This is a genomic window from Methylobacterium sp. 285MFTsu5.1 (assembly GCF_000383455.1).
Lineage (GTDB): Bacteria > Pseudomonadota > Alphaproteobacteria > Rhizobiales > Beijerinckiaceae > Methylobacterium.
In genome coordinates this window covers 1-15,093 of record NZ_KB911318.1, presented here as the reverse complement: position 1 = coordinate 15,093, position 15,093 = coordinate 1, and the positions used below count along the sequence as shown (strand labels likewise).

Sequence of the window (15,093 nt, the reverse complement as noted above, 5' to 3'; positions counted from 1 at the left end):
ATCAAGACCGGTGCCGACTACCGGCCCTTCGTCGAGGGGCCGGTGCCAGGTGGGAGAACCCCTCTCAGCAGAGCCGTGAGGGCGTGAGAACCACGACCCTGTAGACAATGCTCGGGTCTCCTGCCTGGATCGACATCTCGTGTTGAGGACGGTGAGGACCACGGTGCCGCGTGCATCGGCTGGATCCTGTGTGAGCTCAGGCCGAGAGTTCTTCCGGATCGGCAGGAGCCGCCTGGATCGACGTTGACGACAAACACACCGCGGGCGCATGTTCGCGGACGAAGACCTGTTGCCCGACCAGCCGTCCTTCCTCGCTACGTAGGACGTTGTCGACCCGTAGGCTCTTTGGACGACCGCGGAGGTTCACCAGTGCGTCCAGGGCCTCGGCCACCTAGAAGGCGCGGAAGTTGACTCTCGGTGTGAGCGAGAGCGCCTCTCGCGTATGGCAATCGACGACCGTCAGGATCCGAAACGGACGCCCGTCGAACAGGCGGTCGGACATGAAGTCCATGGCCCAGACCTCGTTCGGTCCACCGATGGCCGGCCGCCCTTGCCGGTAGCGCCAAGCCCGTTTGCGTTTGGGCAGCTTGGGCCGGATCGACAGTCCCTCGTCGCGATAGATCGGGTAGGTGCGCTTGTGGTTCACCTCCCAGCCCTCCCGTCGCAGTAGGATGTGCAGCCGTCGGTAGCCGTAGCGCACCCGCGCGGCAGCGAGCTCCTTCAGCCGCATGCGCAGAGCTACCTGCGGATCGGCGCGCTTGCGGTAGCGCTGAGACGAGCGGCCGAAGCCGGTGGCCTGACAGGCCCGACGCTCGCTGATGCCGTAGGCCACCTGCAGGTGACCGGCGACTTCACGGCGAGCGGCGGGCCTCACCACTTTCGCTTGAGCACGTCCTGCAGCATGGAGCGGTCCAGCGTCAGGTCGGCGACCAGCCGTTTGAGCTTGCTGTTCTCATCCTCCAACTGCTTCAGCCGCCGGATCTCCGGCACGCCCATGCCGACGAACTGCTTCTTCCAGCGGTAAAATGTCGGCTCGGACACACCCATCTTCCGGCAGACCTCGTCCGCCGTCGCGCCGTTCTCCGCCTGCCGCAGGGCAAAGGCGATCTGCTCGTTCGTGAAGCGTTTGCGAGGCATGGCATCCACCCTCCTTCAGGGTTCAGGATGCCCGAAAAACTTGCGCTCGACGCGGACCAGTTTGCTGGGTCAGGGTCATACGGATTGTGAATCCTGCCACTATGATCATGAAACATTTAAAGTGGACAAAATACCAAAAATGATAAATTCCGTACTGAAGCCTCAAACCCCAACATCGATCAAATATGCAGCTATGATCAAAAGCAATAATGCCATTATATTATGTGACGTCTTATGGTCTGCGCAATGTCCCTCGGACGCCATGGACGGCGCAAGATGTCAACAATAGGGATCGACGAAAGGATCTCGGGCCGAATTTGTTCTGACGCCGAGATTGAAAGCACAATAGGGATATTGACCATTCTCGTTGCATGGCGGGCGAAATCAAGGCTCAAGGACATGGACCGGTAATTTTCAAGAATTAGCAAATTGAAGCGCCCGGGGTCATCTCGTAGAGCTTTTAGCGCGATATCTAAATTTGAATACCCTACGGGCTCTAAACCTAATGAAGCTAAGATTTCCTCATCTTCTAGCATGGCGTTGCGATCATTCCCGACGACCATGACTGTGCCAGCTGCTGTCGAAAGACGAGTATCGAATTGCGACCGTATCGGTAACCACACTTCGAAAGTGCTGCCAGCGCCCAACATACTACATACGTGGAAGGCTCCACGCTGCTCGTCGACAAACTCGTAAGCTGTTGCAAGCCCAAGACCCGTACCCATAGAGCGGGTGGTAAAGAATGGTTCAAAAACTCTCCGCAATGTTGCGTCATCCATGCCGCGGCCGATATCTGACACACTAATCCGGGCATACTCGCCAGGTCGGAGGCTGCCATGAGAGAGATCCTGCGGGTCGCCGAGCTTAATGCGATCGAGGCGAACTTCGATGGGCTGACCCGGATCAGAAGCCTGAAGGGCGTTTCGGACCAGGTTATGAATAACCTGCTGCAGTTGCGCTGGCTCGCCGCCGACGTTGGCGCCCTCTGTTAATCCCATCAGGCGGAGAGCCCCTGCCTCTGGACATGACGAGCGTATCTGGTCGAAGGTTTCGGCTACGATTGCGTCAACTGCGCTTCTGCGGTCTGCCCCACTGCCTCGCCGTCCGTAATCGAGGATCTGTCCCGCTATCTCACGTGCCCTCCCGCCAGCTTGAACTAACATCTCGATTTGATTTGCAGCACGTGTCGGGCGGCCCGGCAGAGCTTCAATGGCAATTTCAGCGTGCCCCAACATTACGTTCAGTACGTTGTTGAAGTTATGCGCTACGCCGCTAGCGAAGGTACCGATAGCTTCTAACCGTTGAGCCCGCCGAAGGGCTTCCTCTATCTCGGCGCGCTCGGCACAAGCCTGCTGGCGCTCCAAGGCGGCCGCGAAGCTGTCAGCCACGACCTGCAGCAAACCACGCGAATGTAGAAGCCAAGCGGGAGCGAGGCTTGTTATTCTCTCAAAGCACAATATTCCAACTAGTTGCCCATTTCTTTTGAGGCGCGCGCACGTGAAGGTAGTCACCCCACGATTTTTTAAAGCCTCGATAAACAATGGAGGGCCGTTACTGCTCGCTGTGATGATGAATAGTTGTTCTTCGGACTCCTTATCAATGTCTTGTATCAACAGCCTGCACTTATGTGGCCAATCGTCTAGATCGCCGTCACCGGATCGGCTCCAATAAAAAGTTGTTTCGGACTCATCGAGCATGAGTACGTAACCATTATCTGTTCGTGCCGCCTCTCCGACAATGGCAAGAACCTCAGTTATGCTTGCCGAAATTTCATCAGGCTGACTTGCAAGGAAGCGATTCGCGGCATGAGCTACAGCAGCCTGGAAGGCGATGGTGCGTTGTAAGACCATGGCGCTCGCGTGCATCAGGAGGCCGATGCGAAGCATCAGGACTAGCAAGGTCATTGCTGCCGCATAGAGAGCCAATCGAAAGAGGTTCGAGCGAGTCTCTCTCTGATCGCGCAGTACGCGATGAGCCTCTGAGAGGGCTTGACGGGCTGCCGCGCTAGAGGAGGTCGTCAGGGATAAAGTAAGCTTGTCAAGCTGCGGCAGCTCATTTAGAAGCTGGCGGCCATGAAGGACAACAGCGTCGATTTTATCTTGGATGTCCGCCTTATATGTAGCGGTCGCTAGCATATCAAGACGAGACCGAACGTTGTTCAAATGGTCGATGCTCGTATCATGGTCAAGTTCTCTCACCTGTATTTGAAGTACCGCGATTGTGTGCATAAAAGCGGGATTTATATCGGATTGTGATAGTGCATCACTGAGCGATTGGACGTTTATCAAGGAGGCTCGAACAAGAGCATTGCATGTCTTGAAGCGTTCGACCATCTGTATTTCTTGGTCTACAGCATCAGACAGTTCATGTATTTCTTTGGGAGCTGTCGCGCTCGCCATGCGCAATTCGAGCAACTGCGCCTGCATCTTCTCAATGTGAACGTTAATTGGGTCGTAGTTGCGTAGGAGGCCGGTCCGCGCCCTAAGCACGTCGTGCTGCATCCGCGATTCAGCGAGAGCGAGACCGTCAATCATGCGTTGGGTATGCGCATAGACTGCGTCCATCTCCGGTTGCCCGTTGATCATTAGCCAAGTCAACAATGACGCCAGCAAAGCACTGACGACGACGGCTTGTAATGTCAATCTCATGGCGCCATCGGGTGTATCTATCATCTCACTGTGCGTGAAAGGGACTCGAATACGCTTCTTTCGATTGGCACGATCTGTCTAGGGCTGCCAATTTTTTATCTCGTCTACCGATGCAATCCGAAATCTGCGAGGAAGATGTTGAGGGTCGCAGCGGTGTCATGGATGCAGGACCATAAAAACTGCCATCTCGCTGAAGCCGGTTTTGCGGCTGGGCGGGTCGGCAATGCTGCGATTGGACGAGTGCCGCACTCAGTTCATCTAAACGTTTGGTCGCACTTCGGCGGCTTCCGCGGCGGTAGCATTGGTTAGAAAAGGGCGTCGTGTGCACTCGCGGAAGGCCGCATTCGTTCAACGCCACTTTAGAATGCCTTTCACCCGCGATTACACGCGAAGTCATCGGAATGCATTTCGGTCCTTCCTGCACCGCCATATCGTCAAAATGTGTCATTGGGATAGTCCCAGATGGTGCTCTATCGTTCAAATGTGGTGCTGCAGCAGGATGACTCGTGTTTGGTACGAAAAATTATGCTTCCACGTCGAGGCGAAGTTGGTTTTCTGACGATGTATTGGGACAATCTTGACGAGAAATATACGAGCAAATCGACTCGATCGACCGGAAATGGAACCTGATTGACTTGGCGGATCAGCGGAGGCGCAGAGGGGCGGACATGCGGCGAGGATGTAAGACCGGCCCCGAATAGGTCGTGCTTTAGATGCGCCAAATCGCGGTGCAGACAGCACGGGCAATAGCTTTGCGCTCTCATGCAAGGAGGCGAAGATCTCGGAGCAGAGTGCTCCACGCTGTTGCAAGGAGTACGTTGGTTTGCAGGCCGATCAGGCTCGGAAGATGAAGGATCTCCAGCGCGGGAAGGCTCTGCTGTGCCGGCTTGTGGACGATCTGTCCGTAGAGAGTCGGGTGTTGGCGGACGTGGTGGCGGCAAACTTGTCGCCTTCGAGCGATGCCGGCGGGCGGTTGCTGGCATCCGGAGCGTGGACGGCCTCTCGTAATGCCACGCTTTTCGGGTTGTCGGCCAGCACCTTGGCGCTTAAGGCTATGTGTCCTCCGTGTTGGCGGGTGAGATTGCGTTGATCTAATCCATTATCGTCTTGGCATCCGAGTACGGGTGCTATAGTCGCCACCGTATCACCGCACTGCTGCTGGCAGTTGGCGGTTGGGAAATAATCGGGTTCAGCGCATCTGGCGTCGCGAGGGGCTCACCGTCCCACGAAAGCACCGACCGCGCAGCCCGCTTTGACTGAATGACGGCTCCTGCGTGCGGGTACGCCCGCTCCGTCGCAACTACGTTTGGCACTTCGTCTTGGTGCAGGCTGAAACTCACGATGGGCGCTCTCCGCGCATCCTGACGCTGATCGACGAGCACAGCTGGGCATGCCTTGCATCGAAGGTGGCGCAGCGCGCCAACAGTTTGGGTGTCATCGAGGCCTTGGCCGAAGGGACCTGCCTGTACGGCATCCCAGAGCAATTCCATTGTTACAGGGGTCCGTAGATGATCTCGAAGGCGCTGCTCAAGCAAGGAGGTTTACGGCCGTCGTCGTTGCTGGCGCGAGTGCCGGTCCTGCTTCAAGCGCGCTCATTGTGCAGATTGCCGATAGCAGCCATCGGCGTTCGGTTACTGGCTCGCCAGAGCGAGCATCGCTGTGCAGCAAGCACAACTTCCTCCGAAGTCCCGCCACTTGCCGATGACGTGAACGAGGGTGTGAGTAACGACTCGTTGGAACGCGGCGAACAGGGTGGACGATGACCCGTCCCGAGGGGGCTTGCCATGTCGACCCGTTTGCAGCTCTCCACGTCGCCCAGTCCGGCGCGGGCGCGTCCCTTGGTGGTCGACCTGTTCACGTCCCAGAGCTGCTCGCCTTGCCGGCCCGCTCAAGCGCTCCTAGGCGAGTTTGCGACCCGTCCTGACCTCTTGCCGCGCGGATTCGATCTCGGTTGCGCGAGCCGACAGCAGGCCGCTTACGCCAGCCGGCTCGAGGACGGCAGCTTCACGCCGCAGTTTGTTATCGAGGGGCGGCGCAGTGTCGTAAGATCGCGCCGTGCCGCTGTCGCTGCGACCTTGGTTCAGACGAAGGTGAAAGCGCGCTCGGCGACGGAACTCAGCGTTCCTCGGCGCGACGATCGTATAGCGGTTTCCCTGGGTTCCGGCCGAGGCATGACCCGCCTTCTGGTCATCGGCTTCTATCCTGCCCACCCCGCCCTAGTGAGACCCGGCGAGAACGCCGGTCGCGCCATCGAGCAGGCCGACGTGAAGCGGTTCCGTTGCGACCTCGGCACCTGGGAAGGCTGGCCCATCGGTCTCGATGCGCCTTCGGCCGCGGAGGAGGGCCAGGCGATGATCTGGCCACAAGCCGGCAGCTGGATCGACGGTGCCGCTCGTCGGTCAACGAGCGCATGAGCCACATGGAGGACGGACCAACGATGCCCGCCCCCGGCCATCACCGCCTGATCGACGAACTCGTCGCCAAGGTGGATCCGGTAAGGCCGTTCACCGCTCCCTTTTCGCGTGTCCTAGGATGGATGCTGTACGTCGGCCTCCCGGCGACCTCGCTGCTTATGGTCGGCGACACGTCCGATCTCTGCGCGCGCTATTCGGCTGAACCAATCCTCCTCCTTTCCATGCTCGGTTCCGCCGCGACGGCGATCACTGCCGCCCTCGCAGCAGCGATGACCAGCCTGCCGGATCGTGGCCGCGAATGGGCGCTGCTCCCGCTACCTGGGCTCATGTGCTGGATCGTTGCCGGCCTCGTCCAGGCCATGTCTGAAGGGCCGGTCGAGGCTCACACGGCCGTTGCCCGGGCCTACGCGTGCTTCGGTTTCATCCTCGGCTTCGGTCTCCCGTTCGCGGCGCTTCTCATTGGGCTGCTACGGAGAGGCTATCCGCTCTGGCCGGAGCGGACCGCAGCCTTGGCGGGCCTCGCGGCGGCGTCGGCGGCCGCGTCGATCCTCGGTCTCTTTCATCCCTTCGCGATGACGGCAGAGGATTGTCTCTTTCACGCATCGGCGGTGGCGCTTTTGTCTGGCGCCTGTGCCGTCCTCGTCCCAGCACGGATGTCCTGACACGAACGTGACGCGGTAACCTTTGCGCCATCGGGGCGAAACCCGCATCTACGATGGCTCCGTCACGCCATCGGACCGAGTCGGTCGCATGAACGAAACAACCCTCCCTGTCCACGACAAGGCATCGCTCTTCGCCCTTGTCGCAGGTCGGCCTAACCCCAGTGGCGAAGGGTGCGGCGTACGAGACCGTGATCCCGATTTGTAAGGCGGACCGTTGAGCCAGCGCAGGTCGAGGGCCAGTATGCCGCGTTCGGCCGAGTTCGGCCACATGCCCGGTAAACCGATGCAGACAGAGCGAAGCGGGCCGCGCGCCGTGGGGGCACGAGCGATGAGCCCTTCCAGCGAGGTCGCGTTGGCTGCGGCCATGCGAGCGGCTCAAGAGGGCGACGCGAACGCCTACCGGACACTGCTGCGCGATTGTGTCCCGGCCGTCGCCGCCATGGCGCGTGCGCAAGGCGTCCGCGGGGCGGCCGTCGACGATGTGGTGCAGGAGGCATTGCTCACAGTCCATCGGGCGCGGGCGACCTACGATCCGGCTAGGCCTTTCTTGCCTTGGCTGCGCGCCATCACCCAGCGTCGCGCCATCGACGCCATACGCCGCGGCGCTCGACGCCCGCAGGAGGTCTACGATCCGTACGCCTTCGAGTCCCAGCCCGACGCGGGTCCCGGCCCGGGCGATGGCCTGGAGTCGCACTACCGCGACCGACAACTTGCGGCGGCTGTGGCGAGGTTGCCGGACGGACAGCGCCAAGCGGTGGAGCATCTCGCATTTCGGGAGTTGTCCCTGGACGAGGCTTCAGCGGTAACGGGGCGGAGCAAGGGAGCTTTGAAGGTCAATCTTCATCGCGCCTTGAAGTCTCTCCGTTCCGCACTTGTACCCGGTAGTGGGAACGGAGATGACTGAGTACAATCCCCACGACCGCCTCATCGACGAACTGGCCTCGGAGCTTGCGCCGGTCCGCCGCCTGCCGCCGCCCGGCGTTCGCGCTTTGGCCTGGTGCATGGCGGCCGTCGCGCTTGGCTTCGTCCTGTATGTCTTCCGCGGTGCCGAGGGCCTTTGGGATCGGCTCGGCGTCGCAGACCTGCGGTACGCCGCCTTGGGCGCGGTCCTGACCGCGTTCGCGGCATCTGTGGCGGCTTTCCACACCAGCGTGCCGGATCGCTCTGCCGCCTGGGCGGTGCTGCCGATCCCCCCGCTCATGCTTTGGCTTGGTGCCAGCGGTCTGGGGTGTCTGCGCGATTGGCTCGCTCCAGCTTCCGACATACCTGGCACGGAGACCATGCGCGGCTGCTTCGTCTTCCTGATGAGCGTCTCGCTGCCGCTCTCCGCGCTCCTGGTCGTGATGCTGCGCCGTGCCTATCCTCTGCGCCCGAACCTGACCGCCGCGCTTGGCGGCCTCGCCGCCGCCGCCGCGGCCGCCGCGCTTTTGGTCCCTTTCCACCCGCACGATGCCACAGCGACCGACCTGCTCGTGCACCTCGTCGCGATCGGTGTGGTAATCGGCTTCAACAGTCTCGCCGGCGGACGTTTGCTCGACCGTGGACGCACCGTCATGCTGGAGGCGGAACGCGGATGCGGGAGGGACCCCGGCGCATCGCCCGCGGAGCCCCGCTCGGGTGGGGATGGCAAACGTAAATCGCGGTGGAAAGTGCTCCGCATCCGCGGATCCGTGGAGCGGTGATCGGACCAGTCAGGACCCGAACGACGCCGTGTCCGGGAATGTTGTCCGAAAGGCTCCGGTACTTCTCGCCCGTCGCGGATCCAGCGTCGAGACATCTCGATCCTCCGCTCGCACTCTCCGGCCGCCTCCGATCACCCGACGTCGACGTCGGGGCCTGTGCCTCCCGATGCCGTTTATTCGGGCCGCCAGCGTTCTGAACGTCGGTGATCCACCTCCGGAGGAGATTGGCGAGCAATCCAGAATCGGCCCGCGGCTCGATGTCGATCCCGGGCCGCCGCTTTCGGCGGAGGTATCACGCGACGCCAGGAACAACGTCGCCGCAACCGGTCCCACAAACGGTGGGTTCTTGGTCACCATTGGGCAGCGGCGCCCAGACGATGCAGTCTATCGCGCGAGGACTGGCCGACCGAAGTCGAGGGAGCAGCGAAGGGTCGGTGCGCGGCCCACCGGCGAAGCGCCGGTTGCTCTTCGACCTCTGGCGAGGGCGTCACGTCCCAAGCCGTCGCGGAGGAAGGGGGCGCGTCGGACCGATCGGTCCTTCCGTATCGCGGCATGCTCCGCCCTACCCGGACCCTTTATGGCGACGCGGGAGCGATCGTCCGCCGTTTGCGCGGGGGGACTAGTGACCCGCATCCGCCTCGGTCGGGCTGAGGATGTTCGATTGATACGATCGCAGGCATTCCACCACCGCCGAATATGCTGGCGCGTCGACCATCCGGAGATGCCGCCGCCAGGATTGCTCCCCGTCGACAAACGAAATCATGCTTTTCAAACCTGTCGTCTTCTAAACTGGCCTTCATGAGATCATCTTCCGTCTGGAAGGCCTGCCTCGTCGCCGCTACACTCGCGGGCCTTTTCAGCGCTACTGGCGAGCCGGAGGCCGTCCTGGAATCCAGGGGCAGGCACTGGCGCGCCGCCTACCGCGTGCCCAGCGAAATCCCGTTCCCCGCCGAAAATCCATACTCGGCCGCAAAGGCGGAGCTCGGTCGGAGGCCGTTCTTCGACCCAATCCTTTCGGGCGATCGCACGCGCGCCTGCGTATCTTGCCACCTGCCGGACCTCGCCTGGGGCGACGGGCGGGCGCGTGCCGCCGCGCGCGACCAGACGGATATGGACCTACGCAGCCCGACACTCTTGAACATGGCTTGGCAGGACGGCCCGCTCGGCTGGGTCGGAAAGTTCCGCGACCTGGAATCTGTGACCGCCATTCCTCTCACGGCACCGGGCAACATGAACCTGACCATGGCGGAGGCGGTCGCGCGGGTGTCCGGGGATGCTGGCTATCGCGCCGCCTTCGCGGCTGCGTTCCCGGATCCGGAGGTCACGCTCGGGAAGCTTGAGGCGGCAATCGCGACCTTCGAGCGTTTGATCGTCGCCGTCACCAGTCCTTTCGACCGGTGGATCGCCGGCGACGACGAAGCGATCGGCGCAGCTGCGCGGCGCGGCTTCGATCTGTTCAACGGCCGCGCGGGTTGCGCGGCGTGCCACTCCGGTTGGTCTTTCACCGATGGCTCGTTCCACGACATCGGCGTCGGTTCGGGTGCGGACATCGGCCGCGGACGGTATGTCAAGTCATCGACGGCACTCCGTTATGCCTTCAAGACGCCCACGCTGCGGGACGTGGCTCGAAGAGCGCCCTACATGCACGACGGTTCAGTAGGCACGCTGGACAGGGTCATCGACCTCTACGATCGCGGCGGCATAGATCGTCCCAGTCGCTCGCGCCAAATTAGGCCGCTCCATCTGACATCGAGAGAAAAAACGGATCTGCTCGCGTTCCTCAATGCATTGACGTCCACCTCCCAGCGGGACTTGATGTGGGCCGACTTCGCCGACGCTCCTCCTACGCTCCGGTGAAGCCCCGCCCTGCTTCCCGGCAGCCGCCGCAGATCCTTTCTCAGGATGGCCGCAAGGTACCGGCGACGGTCCGAGCCGCGCTGAGCGCCCATGCCCGATCGGAACCGGCGACGGCGTCCGCCTCTGTTTGGGGCGGGGCAGCTACGCCACCTCACACCATTCCGCCCCGACCGGCGCGTTCCCCGAACGGTGAGTCCCATCCGTCGGGTCCGTGCCCGACTGGGCCGGCGGGACCGGAAGGCGGCGCCCGACGGCCGGCCGCACAGCCGTGACTTGGGACCGCATGGCGTTCGGGCCGCGGCTGAAAAGGCGGCCGGCGCCGGCGTATATTACGCGGCCGGGGGGTAATTCGAGGGGAACAGCGCGCGCTTCGTCTCCTCGTCGTTCACGGTCTTGAACGCATGATTCCTCCCGGCGGCGCGGGCCCGCGGGACCGCAGGACGTCCGTCGACGGTGGTGAACAGACGCTTGAGGTTGGGGTAGGCCGCGAGCGGATCATCTTCACCCTTCAGCACGCGCGAGGCGCGATCGAGCCATCCCCACGCGGAGATGTCCGCGATCGTGTAATCGTCGCCGACGATCCATTCGCGGCCGGCCAAGTGGTCGTCGAGAACCTGGTAGTGCCTTTCGGCCTCCCGCCGATAGCGGTTGCGTGCGTAGTCCAAGCCCTCGGGAGCCGCGAATTGGAAATGGACAGACTGGCCGGAAAACGGCCCGAGGCCCGATGCGACGAACATGAGCCAGGAGAGCAGCTCGGGTCGGTCGTCCGGAGATCCGAGAAACCGCCCCGTTCGCTCCGCCAAGTATAAAAGTATTGCCGTCGAGTCGAAGACCCGAATTTCCCGGCCGCCCGGCCCATCGGTGTCCACGATCGCCGGTACCTTGCCGTTGGGATTGACGGCACGGAAGGCCGGCGCGTGCTGCTCGCCTCTGCTCGTATCGATGGGAACGATCTCGTAGGGTAGGGCGAGTTCCTCCAGCAGAAGCGCGACCTTCGCCGGGTTCGGCGTTGGATGGTAATATAGGCGTATCATCCGGATCTCCTCCCTTGATGATGCATCACCGCATGGGAAGACGGTCCCGCGCCAGCGATTCATCGTCGAAAAATTGACGCGTGCAAGCTGCGTCGCGGTCATCGCATCCGTCCTGACGGTCAGAGGCACCCCGACGGCTCCGAACGGCGTTCGGCGGAGGGCCGCGTGTCTCGCAGAGCGGGATGCCCAATGAGCCCGAGGGTTGGGCCTGCCAACGTAGTTTTAGATCGGTCGTTCTAGAATGCAACGGTGCTGGCGGTGATAGTATGAAGATGCGGCGGCTCGGATGGCAAAATGGCGAGGCGTAGGGAATTCGACGAGGCGGCCGTGCTCGATGCGGCGATCAAATGCTTCTGGGCACGCGGTTACGAGGCCACCTCGATCCGCGACCTGGTCGAGAGCACCGGGATGACCGTCTCGAGCCTCTACAATGCGTTCGGCGACAAGCGGGGACTCTACGAGAAGGCCCTCGACCGTTACGTCGACGAGAGCATCCTCGGGCGCATCCGGCGTTGCGACAGACTACCGCCGCGCGAAGCGATCGGCGCATTCTTCGACGAGATCCTAGACCGTTCGATCCGCGACCGGGAGCGGAAGGGTTGCATGCTGGTGAATGCCGCCCTCGAAGTCGCCCCGCACGATCCTCATTTCGAACGGATCGTCGCCGGCGTGCTATCGCGCATGGAGGGATTTTTCCTCAACTGCGTCATGGCGGGCCAGGCAGATGGCACGATCGCGCGACCTGTTCCGGCGGAGGAGCTCGCCCGGCATCTGCTCGGTGTTCTCGTCGGCGTGCGGGCCCTCGCGCGCGCGCGACCCGAGCGCAGCCTGCTCGAAGACGTGATTGCGCCCGCCCTCGCGCTGCTCGACGGCGCAAGCTCATCGAAACGCTAAGTGGCCGGCCCTGGGGCGGGCGCGGGCGGTTGAATGGCTAGGCCTCGCTCCGGCGACATTGTGGGAATCGGCCTCCTACGGCGAGGACGTCGTCGCCGGCCGCCACGGGCTTCGGTCCATTGCCGCGGGATGCCGCGCGCCTCGACAGGCAGTAGCCTCCTGCGCACCCGCTAAGCCTCTGAGAGAAGAACGTTTTTCGAATGGAAGGAGAGGGCTCGCTGACCCGGCATTCTAGACGGCTTTCGGGGCTCATACGACTTCGTCGCCTTCTGGGTGGCCGAGCACCCGAGGGTCGACCTGTTCGAGGGCGTCCCTCTGCATGCCCAGCGGCACCGCGGTGTGAAGAACTCCGCCCCGGTGAGCGGGGAAATGAATGCGCCTCGTCTCCTATTTGGGAATCAACGCGATCGCCGCCAAGCCTACGACTACAAGCACTGCGCACAACAGCAGGGCGCTCAGGACCGCGAAGGCATGATCCTCGTAGTTCATCGGCTTCCTCGCTTGATACGCGAATTATGAGGCGAGGGCACAAATTTAAGCGGTTCAAACTACAAGGCAGTGTCTGATTCGTTGCAGTTGAAATCTTTCGCGGTTGACGTCCTTGTCACGACCGCCGCCGTTGGGTCGACGCCACCGCCTCTTCGCGGATCCAGCGCTTCGAGGAGCTGCATGAATGTGCGCGCCTCAACGTTCCGCTATCCGCGGAATTAATCGACGGGAGGCATGCAGCGCGTCCGCGAAGAATTTACGATGGTTCGATGCAGTCATGCCAAGACGGAGATCGAGATCGCCGTCGCGCCGAAGAAAAGGGCGACAGCGAGCCACAGCAGGATTTTAGATGCAAGGTCGACCATGAGCTGACGTTGAGTCAGCTGTCTTTCACGAATATATCGAAATGGTTTCAGCCGTAACATTGGCTGGCCGGGATCCGGCACTCCGTCATATTCCGCGTGATCGGTTCCGAGCCGGCGCGCGAGGTGGCGGCATAATCCATAACCCGATCACGCCCGTCGCGGCGCTCGAACTGACTGCCTCTACTGGGTCTGAGATGGTTCGCCTCCAGCAAGAGATCCTAAATTTGGATTAACCCTTCAGATCAGACTATCGTTCTGAGAGATCTTCCTTGATCTCCGACGAACCTTTTTCTGGTCTGGCGCGGCCAGAAATGATTCTGAGATCCCTATCGTGGCGCGCGATAATAACAATAAGTACAATAAAATAAATCACGAGAAAAAAAATCCAGACACAAAGATCTTTTAGCCAAAAAACAATTGAATTGCTAAATATTCCTGCAAAAAACAAGCAGCTCACCAACCAATGTAGATTTATGAAGTTCTCGAACATCATCGATTGTATTTCTTATTTGAGCGCGCGACAATGGCGATATCTGAGGCATAACTAAGGCAATCGTTTGTTTCGTCATTGTGTCACCTTGCGAAGGTGCGGTGGTCTCATGGCCGAGTCGATCACCATCTCGTATGCGACGATCGAGGCTGCCGCTGCGGCAGTCGCCAATGCCCAGGGCGGCCGGCGTCGCGCGCCGCCGATCGGCAACATCCTCTTGACGCTGACGCCACTGCGTCCCGCCCCCGTACGACGAGGTCATGGAGGATGCCGAGGCTGCGCTGACCGCTGCCCTCGCCGCTCAGAACAACAGCCTGCGCAAGGCCAACCACATCGAGGACCAGCGCTGGCTTCCCGACGAGTTGGGGAAGGCCGAGCGCCACGCGATAAGGTTCGCTGATGCTTCGCCTGCCTCCTGATCGCTTTTCACGACGTGATCCGCCGGCCACCAGGCGTGACGCCGGAAAGCGGGGCCGAGTTCTGCGGCCCGTGGATGGCGGATGAGGCGGAGACGCGGCGGGCAGCCCGGGTTCCCGCGGAGACCATCAGCACCGCCTGGCCAACCGGCTGTATCAAGCCGGGATGCCGCTCGCGCCGCCGTTTGCGCCCCGGCTCGACGTTCGCGGAGAACCCTTCCGAAGCCGCCCTGAGTCAAACGTCCGAACATCGTGTAACCGAGATGATGTGGAGGCGAAAGGCATCGTGCGCACCTGCGCTACGCACTTCGCGACCCGCACACCGGGTCGCACCAGGAGGTCGGGAGGAGGGCCGCCCCGGCTAGTACGTACCCGCGAACCAGACTGCATCCGGGTCGCGTCTCTTCGCGATCGCTAACAACCAACGCCGGGGCCGGCCTGGGTTCGACCGCGCCTGCGGACCGACGGCGCCTTACGAACGACGGTGGAGCATGGGCGACGTGGCAAACGCTACGCAGGCAACGGTTGGAAAGGTTGGGGCACGGGCCGGTCTTCGTGATCAGGGGCTTCACTCATGGCCGGTGCGGGTGATGCACTGGACGAACGCGCTGGCGATGGTGGTTCTGATCGGCTCCGGCTGGGGCATCTACGACGATTCCGTCATCATCCACGGCGTGTACTTCCCCAAGGCGATCCGGCTCGGCTCCTGGGCCGCCGAGAGCCTGCTCTGGCATTTCGCCGCCATGTGGCTGCTGGTTGCCAACGGCGGCGCCTATCTCGTCTACGGCCTCGCGACCGGACGCCTGCGCGAGCGCCTCCTGCCGATCCGTCCACGCGACATCGTGCAGACGGTCCGCGACACGCTGCGGCTCAAGCTCGCCCACGAGGACCTGACGACCTACAACGCCGTCCAGAAGATCCTCTACATCGTCGCCATCCTGGCCGGCCTCAGCCAGGTCGTCAGCGGGCTGGCCATCTGGAAGCCGGTCCAGTTCTCCGGCCTCG

At 61.9% G+C, this 15,093-nt stretch carries 10 protein-coding genes and 2 pseudogenes; 9 read left to right on the top strand and 3 right to left on the bottom strand.

All coding sequences use genetic code 11. From position 1 onward, the window contains the following. Nucleotides 1-325: 325 nt before the first annotated feature. Together H288_RS34945 and H288_RS34525 are read right to left on the bottom strand one after the other, a co-directional pair. Nucleotides 326-1,137, bottom strand: a pseudogene (locus H288_RS34945) (IS3 family transposase); the annotation flags it as partial. 215 nt (nt 1,138-1,352) lie between these two features. Continuing rightward, nucleotides 1,353-3,809 (bottom strand): two-component system VirA-like sensor kinase, encoded by a 2,457-nt coding sequence (locus H288_RS34525; RefSeq protein ID WP_245274589.1) that lies wholly within the window; start codon nt 3,807-3,809, stop codon nt 1,353-1,355. Nucleotides 3,810-4,498: 689 nt separating this feature from the next. Here H288_RS34525 and H288_RS36180 point away from each other — a divergent pair. From H288_RS36180 to H288_RS33245, 6 genes and pseudogenes are all read left to right on the top strand, one after another. After that, nucleotides 4,499-5,290, top strand: a pseudogene (locus H288_RS36180) (IS3 family transposase); the annotation flags it as partial. A 279-nt stretch (nt 5,291-5,569) separates the two neighbouring features. After that, nucleotides 5,570-6,199 (top strand): DUF1223 domain-containing protein, encoded by a 630-nt coding sequence (locus H288_RS0130840; protein ID WP_020096417.1) that lies wholly within the window; start codon nt 5,570-5,572, stop codon nt 6,197-6,199. After that, a complete protein-coding gene (locus H288_RS33250; RefSeq protein ID WP_020096416.1) occupies nt 6,196-6,861 on the top strand; it encodes an NrsF family protein in 666 nt (221 codons plus the stop codon). The genes H288_RS0130840 and H288_RS33250 overlap by 4 nt, the downstream gene beginning before the upstream one ends. Nucleotides 6,862-7,189: 328 nt before the next feature. Beyond that, complete coding sequence (locus H288_RS0130830) at nt 7,190-7,765, top strand: RNA polymerase sigma factor (protein WP_020096415.1); 576 nt, start codon at nt 7,190-7,192, stop codon at nt 7,763-7,765. Continuing rightward, the gene (locus tag H288_RS0130825) at nt 7,758-8,543 is read left to right on the top strand and encodes an NrsF family protein (RefSeq protein ID WP_020096414.1); all 786 of its coding nucleotides are present in this window, start codon (nt 7,758-7,760) and stop codon (nt 8,541-8,543) included. The genes H288_RS0130830 and H288_RS0130825 overlap by 8 nt, the downstream gene beginning before the upstream one ends. 798 nt (nt 8,544-9,341) lie before the next feature. Next, nucleotides 9,342-10,400 carry a cytochrome c peroxidase gene (locus H288_RS33245; RefSeq protein ID WP_081636598.1) on the top strand — a complete coding sequence of 353 codons (1,059 nt, stop codon included), beginning with the start codon at nt 9,342-9,344 and terminating at the stop codon, nt 10,398-10,400. 329 nt (nt 10,401-10,729) lie between these two features. On the opposite strand, the gene H288_RS0130815 is transcribed toward H288_RS33245, so the two are convergent. Then, nucleotides 10,730-11,434: a glutathione S-transferase N-terminal domain-containing protein gene (locus H288_RS0130815; protein ID WP_026605461.1), complete on the bottom strand. Its 705-nt coding sequence runs from the start codon at nt 11,432-11,434 to the stop codon at nt 10,730-10,732. A gap of 294 nt (nt 11,435-11,728) precedes the next feature. Here H288_RS0130815 and H288_RS0130810 point away from each other — a divergent pair, with 294 nt between their 5' ends. From H288_RS0130810 to H288_RS33240, 3 genes are all read left to right on the top strand, one after another. Continuing rightward, nucleotides 11,729-12,328, top strand: a complete 600-nt coding sequence (locus H288_RS0130810; RefSeq protein WP_020096411.1) for a TetR/AcrR family transcriptional regulator — start codon at nt 11,729-11,731, stop codon at nt 12,326-12,328. 1,604 nt (nt 12,329-13,932) lie between these two features. Next, a complete protein-coding gene (locus H288_RS35370; RefSeq protein ID WP_020096408.1) occupies nt 13,933-14,091 on the top strand; it encodes a hypothetical protein in 159 nt (52 codons plus the stop codon). A 587-nt stretch (nt 14,092-14,678) separates the two neighbouring features. Continuing rightward, a partial coding sequence (locus tag H288_RS33240; RefSeq protein ID WP_020096407.1) for a cytochrome b/b6 domain-containing protein occupies nt 14,679-15,093 on the top strand: 415 nt, incomplete at its 3' end.

Coding starts and splice junctions, on each gene's coding strand:
- H288_RS34525 (WP_245274589.1), bottom strand. CDS start 3,809: ATGATAGATACACCCGATGGCGCCATGAGATTGACATTACAAGCCGTC.
- H288_RS0130840 (WP_020096417.1), top strand. CDS start 5,570: ATGTCGACCCGTTTGCAGCTCTCCACGTCGCCCAGTCCGGCGCGGGCG.
- H288_RS33250 (WP_020096416.1), top strand. CDS start 6,196: ATGAGCCACATGGAGGACGGACCAACGATGCCCGCCCCCGGCCATCAC.
- H288_RS0130830 (WP_020096415.1), top strand. CDS start 7,190: ATGAGCCCTTCCAGCGAGGTCGCGTTGGCTGCGGCCATGCGAGCGGCT.
- H288_RS0130825 (WP_020096414.1), top strand. CDS start 7,758: ATGACTGAGTACAATCCCCACGACCGCCTCATCGACGAACTGGCCTCG.
- H288_RS33245 (WP_081636598.1), top strand. CDS start 9,342: ATGAGATCATCTTCCGTCTGGAAGGCCTGCCTCGTCGCCGCTACACTC.
- H288_RS0130815 (WP_026605461.1), bottom strand. CDS start 11,434: ATGATACGCCTATATTACCATCCAACGCCGAACCCGGCGAAGGTCGCG.
- H288_RS0130810 (WP_020096411.1), top strand. CDS start 11,729: ATGGCGAGGCGTAGGGAATTCGACGAGGCGGCCGTGCTCGATGCGGCG.
- H288_RS35370 (WP_020096408.1), top strand. CDS start 13,933: ATGGAGGATGCCGAGGCTGCGCTGACCGCTGCCCTCGCCGCTCAGAAC.